Raw genomic sequence first — 16,649 nt, 5'->3', positions numbered from 1 at the left:
TCAACTGCCCCGCACAACATGGTCGGTTCGCGGGGCGGCGCCCAGCAGCGCGGCGAACACGAGCGGGGCGGCCGTCTGGTAGCCGATCCACACCTCACCTCCGGCACCGCTGCCCTGCCGCGCCATCAGCAGGCCGGCGAGAGCCGTCAGTACCCAGCCGCTGTCGTAGGCGATCATGAGGCGGGTGTAGGTGCGCAGCGGTCGGCTGCGCACATAGCCGATCTCGATTCCGCCGCAGGTCAGCAGGGCCGCGCCGGAGGCGATCAGCAGCCAGGCCGGGGTGTCGAGCAACCGGCCGAGCGGGGCGGCGCCGGCGATGCAGACGGCGGCGAGCAGCAGCTTGAAGGCGCCGTCGGCGATGGGTCCGGCCGTCCGGCGGGACACCCGCGATGTCACAACTTCGGCCATGAGCAGCCTCCTTGGAGCTCGACCCGACTGGTTCCGTAATCAGATTACGGTAATAATAAAACTATGAGAATGACGAGGGCGGAGGCCCGGGAACGCAACCGCCGGGCCCTGCTGGACGCCGCGTTCCAGGTCGTGTCCCGGGACGGGTACCGGGCCCGGCTGGAGGAGATCGCGGAACGCGCCGACGTGACCACCGGCGCCATCTACTCGCTGTTCGGGAGCAAGAACGGCCTGGTGGTCGCCCTGGTCGCCGACTACCTGCGGCCGTACTACGAGGAGATCGAGCGGGTGGTGCCCGCCGGGCTCGATCTGCTCGAAGCGGTCGACGCCTTCGCCCGGCACTACCGGCGCGGCTGTGACGGTCCCGACGCGCTGCCGCGTCTGTCGCTCCAGATCACCCTGCTGGACATGGCTCTGCACGATCCGGACCTGGGGGCCCAACTCGCCACGTCCGTAAGGTCGCAGGAGAGCCATCTCATCGCGTTGTTCACCGGCAGGTCGCACAGCGGCGGCACCGTGACGGCACCTCAGGCCCAGCGCCTGACCACCGCGCTCAGGGCCCTGTTCGTCGGTCTCACCCAGGGCGTCACCCTCGGCCTCGCCCCCGACGCGGACGAGCAGTTCTTCGCCGACAGCGCGCGGGCTCTGGCGTCCGGTGTCGCGGGCGGGACGGACGTCGGCTGATCACCCGTTGCGGGAGCCGGGGGCGGGGGAGGGGCGTGCCGCCGGCCGGGGCGCGGTCATGTCGAGCAGGAGCATGGCGTCGTGGTCGGGGGTGCCGGGTTCGGCGGTGTAGACGACGATGCGCTGGCCGGGGGTGCCCTCCACGTGCAGGGACTGGGGGGTGAGGGTGAGCGTGCCGACCTGCGGGTGCTGGAACGTCTTCTGGGCCGGCTTGCGTCCCGTCACTTCGTAGCGCTCCCACAGGCCCGCGAAGTCCGGGCTCTTGAGGAGGAGTTCGCCGACGAGGTTGGTCAGGTCGGGGGCGTCCGGGGCCGTACCGGCGATGGCGCGCAGGCGGGCGACGCAGCCGGTGATCCGCCGCTCCCAGTCGGTGAAGAGGTCGCGGGCCGCGGGGTGCAGGAAGAGGTAGCGGGCGAGGTTGCGCTGCTTGACCGGCCAGTCGTCCAGGCCCGGGTAGAGGGCGAGGCCGCCGGGGTTGTAGGCGAGCATGTCCATGCTGCGGCTGATGACGTAGGCCGGGTTCGGGCGCAGCGAGTCGAGGAGCAGCTTCAGGTGCGGGCGCACCGTACGGCTGGGCGCGGGCGGTGGTTCGGAGACGTAACGGGCGGCGCGGGCGGCGAGTTCGCGCAGGTGCTGGTGCTCCTGGTCGTCCATGTGCAGGGCGCGGGCGAGCGCGTCGAGGACGGCGGGGCTGGGGCGGGTCTCCTTGCCGCGTTCCAGGCGTACGTAGTAGTCGATGCTGATGCCGGCGAGGGTGGCCAGCTCCTCGCGGCGCAGGCCGGGGGTGCGGCGGAGGCCGGTGCCGACGGCGAGGCCGACGTGCTGGGGGCTGGTCTGGGTGCGGCGGGCGCGGAGATAGCGGCCCAGCTCGGCGCCCTCGCTGTGCGCGCTCTCGGTTGCCATGACTCCAGTCTCACCCGTCCGGTCCGTACCGCGCGGGTGCGTGAGGGGCCCTGTCGTTACCCCTGAAGAGCCCGCCCTGCCACACCGGCGTGATCCGCGCGAAGGTGGGTGAGGAAGACGCCGGTACCCCCGGTCCCCGCGGGCACGATCCGCCGGGGAGATGCGTGTGGGTGCCCGGCGACGCCATGAATCGGAGAGGGCCCCATGCGCTACATCAAGCTGCGTGACGTGGAAGTTTCCCGGATCGGACTGGGCGCCATGGGCATGTCCCACGGCTACAGCGGCGCCGGCACCGACGACGCGGAGTCGGTCCGGACCGTGCACCGGGCGCTGGAGCTGGGCGTCACGCTCATCGACACCGCCGAGATCTACGGCCCTTACACCAACGAGGAGTTGGTGGGCCGGGCGCTGAAGGGGCGCCGGGACCAGGTGGTGCTGGCGACGAAGTTCGGCATGATCTCCCACGGCGGTGCGGGCACCTGGAACGCGGATTCCCGGCCGGCCAACATCCGTACCGCCGTCGAGGGCTCGCTGCGGCGGCTCGGTACCGATCACATCGACCTGTACTACCAGCACCGGGTGGACCCCAACACGCCGATCGAGGAGACCGCCGGCGCGGTCGCCGAGCTGATCGCCGAGGGCAAGGTGCGCGCCTTCGGGCTCTCCGAGGCCGGGCCGGACACGATCCGCCGCGCGCACGCCGTCCAGCCGGTCTCCGCGGTGCAGTCGGAGTACTCGCTGTGGACCCGGGGGATCGAGGAGCGCGTCCTGCCCGTGCTGCGGGAGCTGAACATCGGCCTGGTGCCGTTCTCCCCGCTCGGGCGCGGCTTCCTGACCGGCACCGTCCGCTCCACCGACCAGTTCGACGAGGACGACTTCCGGCGGGGCAACCCGCGCTTCTCCGGCGAGAACTTCCGGCGCAACCTCGCGATCGCCGACGAGGTGCAGGCCCTGGCCGCCGAGGTCGGCGCCACGCCTGCGCAGGTGGCCCTGGCCTGGCTGCTGGCCCAGGGCGACGACATCGCCCCGATCCCCGGCACCAAGCGCGTCGCCCGCGTCGAGGAGAACACCGCCGCCGACGCGCTCACGCTGACCCCCGGCCAACTCGCCCGGCTCGCCGCCCTGCCGCCGGCGTCCGGCGACACCCACAGCGAGGCCCAGGCCCGGCTGCTCGAACGCTGATCTCCCGGGCCGACCGGTACGGCCCCTCATCCCCGAACGACCCGCACGACCCCCTGTTTGGAGCAGACCCCTCATGCGCGCAGCAGTGATGTACGGAGCCGGAGACGTCCGCGTCGAGCACCGGCCCGACCCGAAGATCGTGCGGCCGGCCGACGCCGTCGTACGCACCCTCGCCGCGTGCGTGTGCGGCAGCGACCTGTGGCCCTACGCGTCGATGCCCGCCACCGACACCGGCCGCCCCATGGGCCACGAGTTCCTGGGCGTCGTGGAGGAGACCGGCGCGGACGTGACCGGGCTGACGGCGGGTGACCTGGTCGTCGCCCCGTTCACCTACAGCGACAACACCTGCGACTACTGCGCCAAGGGCCTGCACACCTCCTGCCGCAACGGCGGCCGCTACGGCTTCGACGGCGTCGACGGCGGGCAGGGCGAAGCCGTCCGCGTCCCGTACGCCGACGGCACCTTGGTCAAGCTGCCCGTGGCCGCCGACTCCGCGCTGCTGCCGTCGCTGCTGGCGCTGTCGGACGTGATGAGCACCGGCCACCACGGCGCGGTCACCGCCGGTGTCGGCCGGGGCGACGCGGTGCTGGTCGTCGGGGACGGCGCGGTCGGCCTGTGCGCGGTGATCGCCGCCAAGCGGTTCGGCGCCGAACGGATCGTGCTCGCCGGCCGCCACGAAGCGCGCACCGGCCTGGGCCGCGAGTTCGGCGCCACCGACGTCGTGGCCGAACGCGGCGCCGAAGGCATCGCCCGCATACGGGAGTTGACCGGCGGTGTGGACAAGGTGATCGAGGCGGTCGGCACCCGCCAGGCACTCGACACCGCCCTCGGCGCGGTCCTCGACGGCGGCACCATCAGCCGCCTGGGTGCCCCGCAGTACGAGCACGGACCGCTCGACCCGGCCGGGTTCAGGCGCAACCTCACCCTGACCGGCGGCATCAGTCCCGCCCGCGCCTACATCGAGCGGCTGCTGCCCGACGTCCTCGACGGCACGATCACCCCGGGCCGCGTCTTCGACCAGGAGTTCGCCCTCGACCGTACGCCGGACGCCTACCGGGCCATGGCCGACCGCCGGGTCCTCAAGGCCCTCGTCCGACCCTGATCCCCCACCCATAGACAGCGGCGAAGGGACGCCTGTGCTCGCGCCGGCTCCGGGGTGCCCGCGAACCGCGGCACGCTGTTGTCCGGCGCGTCGGTCCTCGTGGTCAGTCGGAGCTGGCGGCGGGCAGGAGCAGGAGTTTTCCGTGGGCGTGCCCGGTCAGGCTGATCTCCAGGGCCTCGCGCCAGTCCGTGAGGGGGAAGGTTCCGGCGACCGGGACGGTGAACCTGCCTTCCGCGGCCAGCCGCGCGAACTCGGGGAAGGCGCCGAAGCGGTCTTCGTCGGTCCGTATCGGGGGGTCTTCGTGAAAGCTGTCGCGGACCCCGAGTTCCGCCGCGGTGGCCAGGTCGGAGCAGGTCAGCACCCGCCGGGGGTCGCCGTCGACGATCTCGACGAGCTGGGGCAGGGCGCCGTTGGGCGGCGCGGTGTCGAAGGCGACGTCGACCCGGCCGACGCCGAGGGCCTCGACCCGTTCGGCCAGGCCGTCGCCGTAGCCGACCACCGTGGCGCCGAGGGCGCGCAACCGCTCGGCGTAGGTCTCTCCGGCGGTGGCTATCACCCGGGCTCCGCGGATGAGGGCGATCTGGACGGCCGCGTAGCCGACGGTGGTTCCGGCGCCGTTGACCAGGATCGTGGTGTCCTCGGTCAGGCCGAGTCGCGCGAGGTGCCAGGACGCGGTGCTCAGTGCCATCGGGAGCGTGGCGGCCCGGGTGAGGTCGAGCCCCTCGGGTACGGCGAACCAGCGGTCCAGCACGGCCCGGTCCGCCGCGCCCGCGCTCGGCTGGCCTGCGAAGTCGGCGGTGCCGAACACGCGGTCGCCGACGGCCACGTCCGTGACGCCCGCGCCGACGGCCTCGACGGTGCCCGAGACGTCGTAGCCGATGCCACGCGGCAGGGTCCTGGGGAAGAGTCCGCGGCACAGGGCCCAGTCGGCCGGGGCCAGTCCGCACGCGTGGACGGCGATGCGGATGCGGTCGGGCCCCGGCTCGGGCACGGGGGCGGTCTCCAGGCGGAGGACGTCGGCGGGCTCGCCGTTCTCGTGGAAGCGGACGGCGCGCATGGTGTCCGGCGTGGAAGCGGGTGTGGGCATGAGGTCTCCTTCGAGGCTAACCGGAACGTGTTCCGTTTGGCTCGGGGTCTAGGCTAACCCCATGACCGCCTCAAACGGAACGCGATCCGTTTAGAAATGACCGCCGACCCGACGGCAGCCGACCCGTCCCCGGCTGCCTCCCCCCAGCCGCGCGCCGACGCCGTACGCAACCGAGAGAGTGTGCTCGCGGCGGCCACCCGCGTCTTCGCCACCTCCGACACCGAGCCGTCGATGCGCGAGATCGCCCGGCAGGCGGGCGTCGGCGTCGCCACCGTCTACCGCCATTTCCCGACCCGGGAAGCGCTCGTCGACGCCGTCTACCAGGACCAGGTCGTCCGGCTGACGGCCGGGGCGCGGGAGTTGCTCGCCGGCCGTCAGCCCGCGCGGGCACTGCGGCTGTGGATGGACCTGTTCGGGGAGTGGCTGGCCACCAAGCACGGCATGACCGACACCCTGCTCGCCATGGTCGACACCGGCGCGATCTCCCTCGCGCACACCCGCCAGGAACTCCTCGCTGCCATCGCCACGATCCTCGAAGCCGGCGCCGCCGCCGGGGACATCCGCGCCGACGTCCGCCCCGAGGACGTCTCCGCCGGCGTCCTCGCCATGCTCGCCGTCGCCGCCAGGTCCGGAGACCCCGACCAGGCCCGCCGCCTGCTCGACCTCCTCATGGACGGCCTCAGGCCTCACCGGGGTGCCGCCGACGGACTCTCCCGCTGACACGGACTGCTGCCTGCGGAGACCCCGGTGGCGGGGGCGGCTGTCGCTATGCGACGCCCGACGCCTTGGTGAACCGGGTCACCAGGGAGACGAACCGGTCGGCGTCCTGGACGAGCATCGCGTGGCCGGCGTCGGGGAACATGACCCGCTCTGCGTGCCTGGCCCGGTGCGTGATGATGCTCGCGTTCCCGGGCTGGGTGATCTTGTCGAGGGAGCCGTTGGTGATCAGCATCGGGACGGTGCTGGCGGGGAGCTTGTCCCAGGTGCCCTCGAAGGACTCGTAGGCCTGACCGGCCTGGTACTGACGCAGCAGCGTCTCGTCGCCGACCTTCTCCGGCGGGATCAGACCGAGCTGCTCGATGTACGCGGCCCGCGCGGCGGTGGCGTCGGCGGGGAAGAGCAGGTCCATCAGCTGCGGGCCCGTGGTCCTGGGGCTGTTGAGCTCCTTGGCCACGGCGGCCGGCGTGTTGATGGCCTGGCTGCCGCCGAGGTCGCCGCCGGTGCTCACGAGCGCGCTGATCGCACCCGGGTGGAGCGCGGCGACCGTCAGGCCGATCTCGCCGCCCATCGACCAGCCGAGCAGCGCGGGGTGCCGTAGACCCAGTGCCTTGATCAGGCCGACGGTGTCGTCCGCCATGAGCGGGATGGTGTCGGGGACCGAGGTGTCGTCGGTCGTGTAGCCGACGCCGCGGTTGTCGAAGATCGTGACGTGGTAGTGCCGGCCGAGCCGGCTCAGCAGGTCGACCGTCCAGTCGCTCATGGTGCCGGTGTCGCCCATGACCATGACGAGGTCGGGGCCCGAGCCGAACTGGCGGTAGCCAATCTTGATGCCGTCGACCGGGATCTGACGCACCGGCCCGAGGAACGCGCCCTTCCCGCTCGGGGCGGAGTTCGGGACGGGGGCCGACGCTGCGGTGGTGGCGGTGGTGGTGGCGGTGGCGGTGGTGGCGGCGGTGGCGGTGATCGCCGTGGCCTGCGCGCTCGGCCTGCTGCTCGAAGCGCTCGAAGCGCCGGTCGCGTGCCCGCCGCCGGACGAACAGGCCACCGCCGCGAGGGCCACGGTGGCGGCGGTCACGGCCAGCCGGGGCAGGGTGCGGGCACGCGGCGTGCGGTGCGATGCGGGCATGAGGGACCTCCGGGCTGGTCAGGTGCGGGTGGGGTGTTGAGGGGGACGGGTGGGGTGCCGAGCGAGGTGAGTGGGGGTGTGGAGCGGGGCGCGCTGTGGGTGCGGTGCGTGGTGTGGGCGTCGTGCTGCGGGCTGTTGCGGGGGTTGGGCGGTGTGCCGCGGGTTGTTGCGCGGGTCGGGCGTCGTGGTGCGGGATGAGCGTCGTGCCAGGGGCTGTTGCGCGGGTCGGGCGGTGTGCCGCGGGTTGTCGCGGGGTCTGGCGTCGTGCCGCAGGCTGTTGCGGAGGCGGGCGTCGTGCTGCGGGACGACCGTCGTGCCAGGGGCTCTTCCGCGGGTCGGGCGGTGTGCTCGCGGTTGTTGCGCGGGGCGAGCGCCGTGCCGCGGGCCATTGCGAGGGTCGGGCGGAGCGCTGCGGGCCGTTCCCCGGGTCGAGCGGAGCGCTGCGGGCTGCCGCGCAGGATGAGCGTCGTACCCGGGCTGTCGCGCGGCCCAGGCTCAGGCGTAGGCGCCCGGCCGGGATGCCGTCCGCTTCGCCTCGCGGTCGACCCGTGCCTGCAGCAGCTGGCCGCGGACGATGATCGTGCCCAGGCGGACGACGACCTCGCCGACCGCCATCAGGAGCAGGGCTACGACCCAGGCCTGGCCGCTGGTGATGTCGTGCGCGGCGGAGAAGCTGGTCAGGTGCGCGGTGCCGGAGGCATGCGTGGACCACACCGCGAAGCCCAGGCGGAAACCCATGCTGATGATCCAGAGCGCGGCCGCGCTGCGGGTGGCCTTGATCAGCACGTGCCCGCCGGCGTGCCGGACGCGGGTGAGCAGACCGCCGGCGAGGCCGAGGACGACCCCGGTGACCGCGAAGATCACGGCCAGTAGTACGTCGTTGCCGGCGGTCGGGATGTCGGTCAGGTAGTTGCTCGCGGCCCAGGCGATCATGCCGAGCGGGAGCAGGATGGTGCGGGCGGTCAGCCGCTCCTCGCGCAGCTGGCGGAGGACGATGAGCAGGAGCGCGATGTCGATGAGCCAGTCGGTTGTCGTCATGTCCAAGAGCATTCGCCGACGCGCCCCGAACTCCTTCAACCCAGGGGTGTAACCCGGGTTGAGATCCCCGCCGTCACTGCTCGGTGTTGTCCACCAGGCCGAAGCGCCAGGCCCAGGCGATCAGCGCGCCGCGATCCTCCAGCGCCAGCTTGGCCAGGACGTGGTTGAGGTGCGTCTTCACCGTCGCCAGGCTGACGACCATCTCACGCGCCACCTGCCGGTTGTTCAGCCCCTTCGCGAGGAGCCGTACGACGTCGATCTCCCGCCTGGTCAGCCCCTCGGCCTCGGGAGGAAGCGCCGCCGGCGAGGACGCGGGCGCGGCGGCGGGCGCCTGCGGCTCCGTCACGACGAGCTGCACGAGCCGCCGCTGCACGGCCGGGTCGAGGACGGTCCGGCCGGCCGCCACCTCCCGGATCGCGGCCAGCACCGCCTCGCCGGTCGCGTCCTTGGTCAGGTAGCCGAGCGCGCCGGCCCGCAGCGCCGGCATCACCGCGTCGTCGTCGGCGAACGTCGTCAGGATCAGCACCCGTGTCCCGATGCCCGCCGCCAGTATCTCGGCCGTCACCTGCGCCCCGTCGAGCCCGGGCATCCGCAGGTCGACGAGGGCGACGTCGGGCCGCTCCGCCACGGCGAGCCGCACCGCCTCGTTCCCGTCACCGGCCTGCCCGACCACCTCGATGTCCGCCGCCGAGGTCAGCAGCAGCACGACCCCGTCCCGCACCACCGCCTGGTCGTCCGCGACCAGCACCCGAATCGTCACGCGCCCGCCTTCCCGTCTGTCGTCATGCCGCCGATGTCAGTGCTGCCTGCTACAGCGCCGCCTGCCGCGGCACCATCCTCGGAAGCGGTGACCACCCCGGCGCCGGAGCCCTCCTCCACGACCGGCACCCGCAGTGCGATCCGCCACCCCGGCCCCTCGGGCGCGGGTCCTGCGGTCACCGAGCCGCCGACGGCCTCGATCCGCTCGGCCATGCCGCGCAGCCCCGTGCCGCTGCCCTGCACTCCCGACGGGCCGCGACCGGCCGGCAGCCCATGGTCCCGTACGACGGCGCGCAGTTCGGCGCCCTCCCACACCAGGTCCACGTCGATGGCGCTGCCGGTCGCGTACCGCGCCGCGTTCGTCATGGCCTCCTGCACCGCCCGGTACACCGCGTGCCCGGCCTCCGGGGTGAGCCGACCGGCCCGGCCGCTGACGCGCAACCGCGCCTCGCCCGGGAAACCCCTGGTCAGGCCGTCGACATCGGCCACGCCCCGGAGCGGTACGGAACGCAGCGCACCCACCGCCGCGCGGGCCTCCTGCACTCCGTCGCGCGCGAGCTCGGCGGCGCTGTCCAGCGGCCCGGTCAGCGTCGCCGGAGCACCGTCACGCCGTGCGACCGCCCTGACCGCCTGCAGCTGCATGGACAGTCCGGCGAGGCTGTGCGCGAGCACGTCGTGCATCTCGTGGGCGATCCGCCTGCGCTCCTCGAGGGCCGCCGCCTCCTGCCGGGACGCGCGGGACGCCTCCACCTCGGCCAGCAGCGCGACCGCGCGGTCCCGCTCGGCCTGGAGCGCGGCGTGCTCGATCGAACGGTCGGCGAGCAGCCACACGCCGACGGCCGACAACAGGCCCGCCACGCTGCCGAAGATCACCATGACCGCGACGCCGAAGCCGGCCGCCAGCAGCGCGACACAGGCGTTGCGCACCGGCCCGGCCGGGACGCACATCGGCAGCACCGCGGCGGCGGCCAGCACGGGAACCTCGCCGAGCCCCTCGGGCACGAGAGCCATGATGGCGAAGCCGGTCCCGATGGTCAGCGCGACCCCGAACCAGGTCAGCGGCGTCGGCATGGCCCGGCCGCTGAGCACCATGCCCAGCTCCGCGCAGAGCCCGAGCACGGCGACGACGACCTTCAGCGCCACCCCGTCGGCCGCGATCACCGAGACCACCACACAGGCGACCAGCGCACTCGCGCCGATCACGTCACCACGCTCGAATACCCGGCGGCCGCGATCGGCCGCGGACCGGATCACGTCGGGCCCCATACCCACCATTCCCCGCGCTCCGTTCGCCCTCGGCCGACTCCCGCCGTCCGCGCACCGCGCGTCCCACACGCGCCTACGGCTGCGCCACGGCTGCGTCGAGCCCGACCGACGCGGCGCACGCACGGCCGGCGGCGCACGGCGGCGAGCTTATACGTGGCGTCGGCACGCGCCTCGCCGCGCTCGGAGCCCGGCCCGGCACGTGGCATGGCGCACTTTTGCAAGCAGGTGCTTGCAATAGTTAGCGGAGCTGGTGCAAGGTGGAGGCATGGCAACGCTCAACGTCGGCAATCTCGGGGAGTATCTGCGTGAGCAGCGGCGCAACGCGCAGCTGTCTCTGCGGCAGCTCGCCGATGCCGCCGGGGTGTCGAATCCGTATCTGAGCCAGATCGAGCGCGGGCTGCGCAAGCCGAGCGCGGAGGTGTTGCAGCAGGTCGCCAAGGCGCTGCGGATCTCCGCCGAGACGCTGTACGTGCGAGCCGGCATCCTCGACGCCGAGCGGGACCGGGACGAGGTCGAGACGCGTGCCGTCATCCTCGCCGATCCCACGCTCACCGAACGGCAGAAGCAGGTGCTGCTTCAGATCTACGAGTCCTTCCGCAAGGAGAACGGGTTCGAGATCGCCGACGGGGGCGAGGGCATCGACCCCGGTGTCGCCGACGGCGGCGACGGTGCCGCGCCGCACGAGACCGCCGGCTGACCCGCGGACGTACACAACACAAAACCCTCAGCTGATAGCAACCGGGAGGACCATCACCATGGCCATCACCGATGACCTGCGCAAGACCCTGAGCGACCCCACCCCCCTCTACTTCGCCGCCGGCACCGCCGACCTCGCGCTCCAGCAGGCCAAGAAGGTGCCCGGCCTGGTCGAGCAGCTGCGTGCCGAGGCGCCGGCCCGGATCGACGCCGTGCGCGGCACCGACCCGAAGGCCGTGCAGGAGAAGGCCGCCGCCCGTGCCAAGGAGGCCGGTGCCAAGGCCAAGGAGGCGCAGGAGACCTTCCAGACCAAGGTCAACGAGTTCATCACCAGCCTCGACGGTGACCTCAAGAAGCTCAGCAGCAACCTCGACGCCGACCTGAAGAAGTTCGGCGAGTCCGCCCAGGACTTCGCGCTGCGCGGTGTCGGCGTCGCCGCCGAGTACGCCGTCAAGGCCCGTGAGGCGTACGAGAAGGTCGCCGAGCACGGCGAGCAGGCCGTGAAGACCTGGCGCGGCGAGGCCGCCGACGAGATCGAGGAGCTGGCCGTCGCCGTCGAGCCCGACCCGACGCCGGCGCCCGTGGCCGAGCCCGTCGTGGTGAAGGCCGAGACCCCGGCCCCGGCCGCCCCGGCGAAGAAGCCCGCCGCCGCGAAGAAGGCCCCGGCCCGCAAGACCACCGCCGCGAAGAAGACCACCCCGCCCGCGAAGTGACACGTACGGGTGATCGGTGACGGGTCGGGCACTCCAGGAGTGCCCGACCCGTTGTCGGTGTAGCGGGTACGGTAATCGCGTAGGAACAAGCCGAGTCGGGTGGTGGACGTTGTGCTGATGCAGGGCTTCTCGAGTTTTCTGGGGCTGCTCTATCTCGCCATGCTGGTTCTGGCTGTGGTGGCGCTGGTCATGGCCCTGCTCTTCCGCGATGACGCGTACCGGGCGGCCAGTAAGCAGAACAAGGGCTTCTGGCTGATCATCCTCGGTATCGCGGTCGCGGTGAATCTGCTGATCCCGATGCTGTTCCTCCAGCTCGCGGGTCTGGTCGCCACCATCGTCTTCTTCGTCGACGTCCGCCCCGCCCTGCGCCAGGTCTCCGGTGGCGGCTTCGGCCGAAAGGGCGGCTCCAGCAGCGACGGCCCCTACGGCCCGTACAACGGCGGCCGCTGAAGCCCCGGCCGAGGCGTCGGAGCTACGGCGTCCGGTCCAGCATCAGTACCGCCACGTCGTCCGTGAGCTCGCCGCCGTTGAGGTCGCGGACCTCGTTGACCGCGGCCCGGAGCAGTTCCTCGCCCCGCAGGCCCTCGGCGAGCTGGCGGCGGACCATCGCCACCATGCCGTCCTGGCCGAGGCGTTCGCGGCGGCCTTCTCCGACCCGGCCCTCGATCAGGCCGTCGGTGTAGAGCATCAGGCTCCACTCGGCGCCCAGTTCGACCTGCATCCGGGGCCAGCGGGCGCCGGGGAGCAGGCCGAGGGCGGGGCCGTTGTTGTCGTAGGGGAGGAGTTCGGCCGGGCGGCCGGGGCGGGCCAGCAGCGGGGACGGGTGGCCGGCCAGGCAGAGGCCCGCGCGGCGGCCGTCGGGGGCGATGTCGACCGTGCAGAGCGTCGCGAAGATCTCGTCGTCGGCGCGCTCGTGCTCCAGGACCTGCTGCAGCGTGCCGAGCAACTGGTCGCCGCAGAGGCCCGCCAGGGTCAACGCGCGCCAGGCGATGCGGAGTTCCACGCCGAGCGCGGCCTCGTCGGGGCCGTGGCCGCAGACGTCGCCGATCATCGCGTGCACCGTGCCGTCGGGGGTGCGCACGGTGTCGTAGAAGTCGCCGCCGAGCAGCGCGCGGGAGCGGCCGGGGCGGTAGCGGGCGGCGAAGCGCAGCGGGGAGCCCTCCAGGAGGGGGGTGGGCAGCAGGCCGCGTTCGAGGCGGGCGTTCTCCTGGGCGCGCAGCTTGGACTCGGTGAGCTTGCGCTCGGCGCGGTCGGAGCGCTTCCGCTCCACGGCGTAGCGGATCGCGCGGCTCAGCAGCCGGCCGTCCAGCTCGTCGCGGAAGAGGTAGTCCTGGGCGCCCGCGAGGACCGCCTCGGCGCCGCGCCCGGTGTCGCCGGACGCGGTGAGGGCGAGGACGGCGTGGTGCGGGGCGAGACGTAGTACGTGCTTGAGTACGGCCAGCTCGTCGTCGGTGCCGTCCGCGGCCCGGGCGGGGGCGGGCAGCGCGAGGTCCAGCAGGATGCAGTGCACGTCGTCCGTGAGCAGCCGCTCGGCCTCGGTGAGGTTGCGGGCGGTGCGGACCCGGATCGGCTTGCCGGTCGGGTCGAGCAGCTCGGGTACGACGGGGGAGCCGCCGGGGTCGTCCTCGATCATCAGCAGGGTGAGGTGACCGGCGGGGGTGCCGTGGGCGTGGGCAGCGCGGGGCTCGGCGCCGGCCGGGCGGTCGTCCGCCTTGCCGTCGTCGGCCGTGTCCTGCGGGCGCGGAGCCTCCGTGGCTTCGGACACGGCTTCGGGCACGGCCGTGGAGGTGGCCGCGGAGCTGTCTCCGGTGCCGGCTCCGGAACTGTCTCCGGAGGGGCCGCCGATCGCGGGCCCGGTCTGCGCCTGACCACTTTCCGCGGCCGGGACCGCTCTCTGCCGCGGTATGGGTGCGGGCATCGTCCTGGTTCCTTCCCTCCCCCCGAGGGCACGGCGGGGCGAGGGACCTCGACCCACCGACGGGGACCATAGCGGTAGTGGGCGCCGTAAAGGAATGGTGTGAGACAGGTCGCCTGGCAGGCGGCCACTGTCATATGCCGTGATCCGTACGGCAGTTGGGCAGGGTGGCTCTTACCCGGGGATGACGAAGGTCACGCCGGGCGGGTGTTTGGCGCGGAGGGTGCGTGCGCCAGGTCACGTGGCCCGGGTCACCGGCTGCCCCCTGCTCATCAATCGGACGTATTACGCATCCGGTCGCACAACACCCAATATCGGCATCGAACCCGCCCCCGCGACCGTCACCGTCCGCCCCGGCCGCGGGGCGTGGATGATCGCGCCGTCGCCGATGTACATGGCGACATGGCTGGCGTCGTCGAAGTAGATGATGAGGTCGCCGGGGCGCATGTCCTTCACGGCGACGTGCGGGAGCTGCTTCCACTGCTCCTGCGAGGTGCGCGGGATCGGGTCGCCCGCGCTCGCCCAGGCCTGCGAGGTCAGCCCCGAGCAGTCGTACGTCGACGGGCCCTCGGCGCCCCACTCGTACGGCTTGCCGAGCTGGGCCGTCGCGTAGGCCACCGCGGCCTTGCCCGCCGCGGACGCCGTGCCGGTGGCGTCCTTGAGGGCGCCGGTGTCGAGCCAGGCGGTCTGCGCCTTCAGCGCGGCCTGCTGCTCCAGCTTGGCCAGCCGCTCCTTCTCCTGCTTCTCCAGCTGGGACTCGAGCTTCTCGGCCGCCGCGATCTGGGTCGTGACCTTCTTCTGGGCGGCGGCCTTGGCCTGGCGGTTCTTCTCCAACTGCTGCCACTGGGCGGAGGCGTCGGCGGTGTACTGCTTCAAGTCCTGCTGGGTGCGGGTCAGTTCGGCGATCAGGCCCTTGGTGGCGCGCTGGCCCTGGAGCACCCGGCCCGTACCGTCCAGGAACGCCTGCGGGTTGTCGCTCAGCAGCAGCTGCGCCTCGTCCGGGAGCCCGCCCGTACGGTACTGGGAGCGGGCCGCGGCACCGGCGCGGTCCTTCAACTCGTCCAGTTTCTCCTGGCCCTTGACGATCTTCTTGGCCAGCTCCACGATCTCCGCGGACTGCTTCTGGGACTTCTCCTCGGCCGCGTTGTACGCGTCCGTGGCGACGGCCGCGTCGTGGTAGAGCGCGTCCAGCTTCTCGCGTACGGCCTCAAGGTCCTTGTTGGTCACGGGGGTTGGGGACGCGGTCGTCGAAGGCGTCGCCGTCGGAGTCGGCGTCGGACTCGCGAACGCCGTGCCGGGTGCCGCGAGGACGGTGACCGCGCAGACGACCGTGATGGCCGTCGTGATCAGAGCTCGCCTGCCCGCTCCCATACCCCTGCCCCCAGATCTGATTGACCGTCAGTAACTTACGGATGCCTGGGGGATCGTGCCATGTCCCTACAGAAAACGACAGAGGTAGTACTTCCCGTACTTCTCTCCTTTCCTTCCAGGTCATGAGCTGTGACGAACGGCCGCCGGAGATCGTTCCCCGCAGGCCGAACCCGCAACCGGATTCACCCGCGCGGGGCCAACGCCCCCCAGGCCACGGTCACTTCGCCCTGCCGCCAGCGCGCCGGTCCGTCCGTCACCGGCCAGTCGGCGGTGAGATCCCGCACCGCGCGGATCCAGCGCTGGCGGGCGCCGTAGGAGGCGTAGGGCGCGGCGGCGGCCCACGCGCGGTCGAAGTCGCGGAGGAAGGCGTGCACCGGTTCGCCGGGGACGTTGCGGTGGATGAGGGCCTTCGGGAGCCGTTCGGCGAGGTCGGACGGCCGCTCCAGGGAGCCGAGCCGCGTCGCGAAGGTGACCGTGCGCGGTCCTTCCGGCCCGAGCGCGACCCACACGTGCCGCCGCCCGATCTCGTCACAGGTCCCCTCGACGAGCAGCCCGCCCCGGGAGCCCCCGCCGGCCGGCGCGAGCCGCCCGCACAGCCGCGCCCACACGTCGGCGACCTGCGCCTCGTCGTACTGCCGCAGCACGTTCGCCGCGCGGATCAGCAGCGGCCGTTGCGGCACCGGGATCTCGAACCCCCCGTGCCGGAACGCAAGCCCCTCCCGCTCGTACGGTTTCGCCGCCGCGACCCGCGCCGGTTCGATCTCGACACCGACCACGCGCGCGTGCGGGGCGACGGTACGGAGGCGTTCCAGCAGTTCTACGGCCGTCCAGGGCGCGGCGCCGTAGCCCAGGTCGACGGCGACGGGATCGGCGGCCCGCCGCAGCTCGGCGCCGTGCGTCGCCGCGATCCAGCGGTCCATGCGGCGCAGGCGGTTGGGGTTGGTGGTGCCGCGCGTCACCGTTCCTACGGGGCGGGTGGCTGCGCGGGCTGTCATGCCTACGAGGGTAGGCGGCGCGGGGCGAGGGGCGTCGGCCGCGGCTGTCCTCGGCCATGGCCCGGCCCGTTGTCAGTGCCGCCTGGCAGGATCGGAGATCAAGTCGATCGAGGGTGGGGCGGGACCGATGAAGGTGCTTGTCAGCGACGAAGTGCATGTCGACTACGGCCAGGTATTCGTGGCGAGCGGCGAGGCCGACTGCGACCTGCACGACGCCTTCGCCGGGCAGGAGGGCGTCGGGCTCTGCGGCGGCGGGACGGGCGGGGCGCTGTTGCTGCTGACCGGTCTGCGTATCGGCGGCGTCGACTTCACCGCCGAGCTGCACGACAGTCGGCCCGAGCCGGACGAGTCGTGGGAGGAGATCGTCGAGGTCCCGTTCCGGCCGGTGTCGCAGGAGACGGTGCTTCGGCAGTGGAACGGGAAGAAGCGGTGGGAGTTGGAGCTGGAGGAGCGCGACTACCGCGTGCGGTACTCCGCCGTCGGCATGGACGCGGGCCGGAGCAAGGACGTCCGGGAGGACGACGAGCCGCCGACCGACGAGCGGTACCTGCTCCAGATATGGCCCGCCGCGCCCGAACCGGCCCGGTTGCTCAAGCAGACCGGACGTGCGGCCGCGTACTGGCACGCCTTCGCGACGTCGCCGATGGGCTGACCGGCGGACGGGAGGCAACGCACGGAAGGGAG

General features: G+C 72.7%; 18 protein-coding genes. 8 read left to right on the top strand and 10 right to left on the bottom strand.

All coding sequences use genetic code 11. The features are described from left to right. Positions 1 to 408, bottom strand: a complete 408-nt coding sequence (locus tag OO69_RS16035) for a hypothetical protein (protein ID WP_051801048.1) — start codon at positions 406 to 408, stop codon at positions 1 to 3. A 69-nt stretch (positions 409 to 477) separates the two neighbouring features. Here OO69_RS16035 and OO69_RS16030 point away from each other — a divergent pair, with 69 nt between their 5' ends. Beyond that, positions 478 to 1,092, top strand: a complete 615-nt coding sequence (locus OO69_RS16030) for a TetR/AcrR family transcriptional regulator (protein ID WP_033281292.1) — start codon at positions 478 to 480, stop codon at positions 1,090 to 1,092. Here the strand turns inward: OO69_RS16030 and OO69_RS16025 are convergent, their stop codons facing one another. Beyond that, complete coding sequence (locus OO69_RS16025; RefSeq protein WP_033281291.1) at positions 1,093 to 1,995, bottom strand: helix-turn-helix transcriptional regulator; 903 nt, start codon at positions 1,993 to 1,995, stop codon at positions 1,093 to 1,095. Positions 1,996 to 2,199: 204 nt separating this feature from the next. On the opposite strand from OO69_RS16025, the gene OO69_RS16020 reads away from it, so the two are divergent. Together OO69_RS16020 and OO69_RS16015 are read left to right on the top strand one after the other, a co-directional pair. Beyond that, complete coding sequence (locus OO69_RS16020; RefSeq protein WP_033281290.1) at positions 2,200 to 3,177, top strand: aldo/keto reductase; 978 nt, start codon at positions 2,200 to 2,202, stop codon at positions 3,175 to 3,177. Positions 3,178 to 3,250: 73 nt separating this feature from the next. Then, complete coding sequence (locus tag OO69_RS16015; RefSeq protein WP_199810956.1) at positions 3,251 to 4,279, top strand: zinc-binding dehydrogenase; 1,029 nt, start codon at positions 3,251 to 3,253, stop codon at positions 4,277 to 4,279. 103 nt (positions 4,280 to 4,382) lie between these two features. Here the strand turns inward: OO69_RS16015 and OO69_RS16010 are convergent, their stop codons facing one another. After that, on the bottom strand, positions 4,383 to 5,336 hold the full coding sequence (locus OO69_RS16010) for an NADP-dependent oxidoreductase (RefSeq protein WP_033281404.1): 954 nt from the start codon (positions 5,334 to 5,336) through the stop codon (positions 4,383 to 4,385). 126 nt (positions 5,337 to 5,462) lie between these two features. On the opposite strand from OO69_RS16010, the gene OO69_RS16005 reads away from it, so the two are divergent. Beyond that, positions 5,463 to 6,086, top strand: a complete 624-nt coding sequence (locus OO69_RS16005; RefSeq protein WP_033281288.1) for a TetR/AcrR family transcriptional regulator — start codon at positions 5,463 to 5,465, stop codon at positions 6,084 to 6,086. 46 nt (positions 6,087 to 6,132) lie between these two features. Here the strand turns inward: OO69_RS16005 and OO69_RS49435 are convergent, their stop codons facing one another. The 4 genes from OO69_RS49435 to OO69_RS49430 form a co-directional block, all read right to left on the bottom strand. Next, positions 6,133 to 7,212, bottom strand: a complete 1,080-nt coding sequence (locus tag OO69_RS49435) for an alpha/beta fold hydrolase (protein WP_051801047.1) — start codon at positions 7,210 to 7,212, stop codon at positions 6,133 to 6,135. Between the two features lie 495 nt (positions 7,213 to 7,707). After that, the gene (locus OO69_RS15995; RefSeq protein ID WP_033281402.1) at positions 7,708 to 8,250 is read right to left on the bottom strand and encodes a hypothetical protein; all 543 of its coding nucleotides are present in this window, start codon (positions 8,248 to 8,250) and stop codon (positions 7,708 to 7,710) included. A 73-nt stretch (positions 8,251 to 8,323) separates the two neighbouring features. Continuing rightward, complete coding sequence (locus OO69_RS15990) at positions 8,324 to 9,010, bottom strand: response regulator (RefSeq protein WP_033281287.1); 687 nt, start codon at positions 9,008 to 9,010, stop codon at positions 8,324 to 8,326. Then, the gene (locus tag OO69_RS49430; RefSeq protein WP_158713397.1) at positions 9,007 to 10,275 is read right to left on the bottom strand and encodes a sensor histidine kinase; all 1,269 of its coding nucleotides are present in this window, start codon (positions 10,273 to 10,275) and stop codon (positions 9,007 to 9,009) included. The genes OO69_RS15990 and OO69_RS49430 overlap by 4 nt, the downstream gene beginning before the upstream one ends. Before the next feature lie 265 nt (positions 10,276 to 10,540). On the opposite strand from OO69_RS49430, the gene OO69_RS15980 reads away from it, so the two are divergent. From OO69_RS15980 to OO69_RS15970, 3 genes are all read left to right on the top strand, one after another. Continuing rightward, positions 10,541 to 10,972, top strand: a complete 432-nt coding sequence (locus tag OO69_RS15980) for a helix-turn-helix domain-containing protein (RefSeq protein ID WP_033281286.1) — start codon at positions 10,541 to 10,543, stop codon at positions 10,970 to 10,972. Between the two features lie 58 nt (positions 10,973 to 11,030). Then, positions 11,031 to 11,684, top strand: coding sequence for a hypothetical protein (locus OO69_RS15975; protein WP_033281285.1), 654 nt, complete (start codon positions 11,031 to 11,033; stop codon positions 11,682 to 11,684). Between the two features lie 117 nt (positions 11,685 to 11,801). Next, positions 11,802 to 12,134: a DUF2516 family protein gene (locus OO69_RS15970; RefSeq protein WP_420707876.1), complete on the top strand. Its 333-nt coding sequence runs from the start codon at positions 11,802 to 11,804 to the stop codon at positions 12,132 to 12,134. A 22-nt stretch (positions 12,135 to 12,156) separates the two neighbouring features. Here the strand turns inward: OO69_RS15970 and OO69_RS15965 are convergent, their stop codons facing one another. The 3 genes from OO69_RS15965 to OO69_RS15955 form a co-directional block, all read right to left on the bottom strand. Beyond that, positions 12,157 to 13,602 (bottom strand): PP2C family protein-serine/threonine phosphatase, encoded by a 1,446-nt coding sequence (locus OO69_RS15965; protein WP_033281284.1) that lies wholly within the window; start codon positions 13,600 to 13,602, stop codon positions 12,157 to 12,159. Positions 13,603 to 13,884: 282 nt separating this feature from the next. Beyond that, on the bottom strand, positions 13,885 to 14,970 hold the full coding sequence (locus OO69_RS15960) for a C40 family peptidase (RefSeq protein WP_033281283.1): 1,086 nt from the start codon (positions 14,968 to 14,970) through the stop codon (positions 13,885 to 13,887). Positions 14,971 to 15,152: 182 nt separating this feature from the next. Then, positions 15,153 to 15,965, bottom strand: a complete 813-nt coding sequence (locus OO69_RS15955) for an SAM-dependent methyltransferase (protein ID WP_078652454.1) — start codon at positions 15,963 to 15,965, stop codon at positions 15,153 to 15,155. Between the two features lie 127 nt (positions 15,966 to 16,092). Here OO69_RS15955 and OO69_RS15950 point away from each other — a divergent pair, with 127 nt between their 5' ends. Then, positions 16,093 to 16,617, top strand: coding sequence for a hypothetical protein (locus OO69_RS15950; protein WP_033281281.1), 525 nt, complete (start codon positions 16,093 to 16,095; stop codon positions 16,615 to 16,617). The last annotated feature ends 32 nt before the right edge of the window (positions 16,618 to 16,649 follow it).

It is taken from the genome of Streptomyces sp. NRRL F-525 (assembly GCF_000716605.1).
GTDB lineage: Bacteria > Actinomycetota > Actinomycetes > Streptomycetales > Streptomycetaceae > Streptomyces.
The sequence above is the reverse complement of the archived record's forward strand: the minus strand, read 5'-3'. Positions and strand labels throughout refer to the sequence as shown.

What these genes read in the sequence shown, in the direction of transcription:
- OO69_RS16035 (WP_051801048.1), bottom strand. Translation starts at nt 408, where the DNA reads ATGGCCGAAGTTGTGACATCGCGGGTGTCCCGCCGGACGGCCGGACCC.
- OO69_RS16030 (WP_033281292.1), top strand. Translation starts at nt 478, where the DNA reads ATGACGAGGGCGGAGGCCCGGGAACGCAACCGCCGGGCCCTGCTGGAC.
- OO69_RS16025 (WP_033281291.1), bottom strand. Translation starts at nt 1,995, where the DNA reads ATGGCAACCGAGAGCGCGCACAGCGAGGGCGCCGAGCTGGGCCGCTAT.
- OO69_RS16020 (WP_033281290.1), top strand. Translation starts at nt 2,200, where the DNA reads ATGCGCTACATCAAGCTGCGTGACGTGGAAGTTTCCCGGATCGGACTG.
- OO69_RS16015 (WP_199810956.1), top strand. Translation starts at nt 3,251, where the DNA reads ATGCGCGCAGCAGTGATGTACGGAGCCGGAGACGTCCGCGTCGAGCAC.
- OO69_RS16010 (WP_033281404.1), bottom strand. Translation starts at nt 5,336, where the DNA reads ATGCGCGCCGTCCGCTTCCACGAGAACGGCGAGCCCGCCGACGTCCTC.
- OO69_RS16005 (WP_033281288.1), top strand. Translation starts at nt 5,463, where the DNA reads ATGACCGCCGACCCGACGGCAGCCGACCCGTCCCCGGCTGCCTCCCCC.
- OO69_RS49435 (WP_051801047.1), bottom strand. Translation starts at nt 7,212, where the DNA reads ATGCCCGCATCGCACCGCACGCCGCGTGCCCGCACCCTGCCCCGGCTG.
- OO69_RS15995 (WP_033281402.1), bottom strand. Translation starts at nt 8,250, where the DNA reads ATGACGACAACCGACTGGCTCATCGACATCGCGCTCCTGCTCATCGTC.
- OO69_RS49430 (WP_158713397.1), bottom strand. Translation starts at nt 10,275, where the DNA reads ATGGGGCCCGACGTGATCCGGTCCGCGGCCGATCGCGGCCGCCGGGTA.
- OO69_RS15980 (WP_033281286.1), top strand. Translation starts at nt 10,541, where the DNA reads ATGGCAACGCTCAACGTCGGCAATCTCGGGGAGTATCTGCGTGAGCAG.
- OO69_RS15975 (WP_033281285.1), top strand. Translation starts at nt 11,031, where the DNA reads ATGGCCATCACCGATGACCTGCGCAAGACCCTGAGCGACCCCACCCCC.
- OO69_RS15970 (WP_420707876.1), top strand. Translation starts at nt 11,802, where the DNA reads ATGCAGGGCTTCTCGAGTTTTCTGGGGCTGCTCTATCTCGCCATGCTG.
- OO69_RS15965 (WP_033281284.1), bottom strand. Translation starts at nt 13,602, where the DNA reads ATGCCCGCACCCATACCGCGGCAGAGAGCGGTCCCGGCCGCGGAAAGT.
- OO69_RS15960 (WP_033281283.1), bottom strand. Translation starts at nt 14,970, where the DNA reads ATGGGAGCGGGCAGGCGAGCTCTGATCACGACGGCCATCACGGTCGTC.
- OO69_RS15955 (WP_078652454.1), bottom strand. Translation starts at nt 15,965, where the DNA reads ATGACAGCCCGCGCAGCCACCCGCCCCGTAGGAACGGTGACGCGCGGC.
- OO69_RS15950 (WP_033281281.1), top strand. Translation starts at nt 16,093, where the DNA reads ATGAAGGTGCTTGTCAGCGACGAAGTGCATGTCGACTACGGCCAGGTA.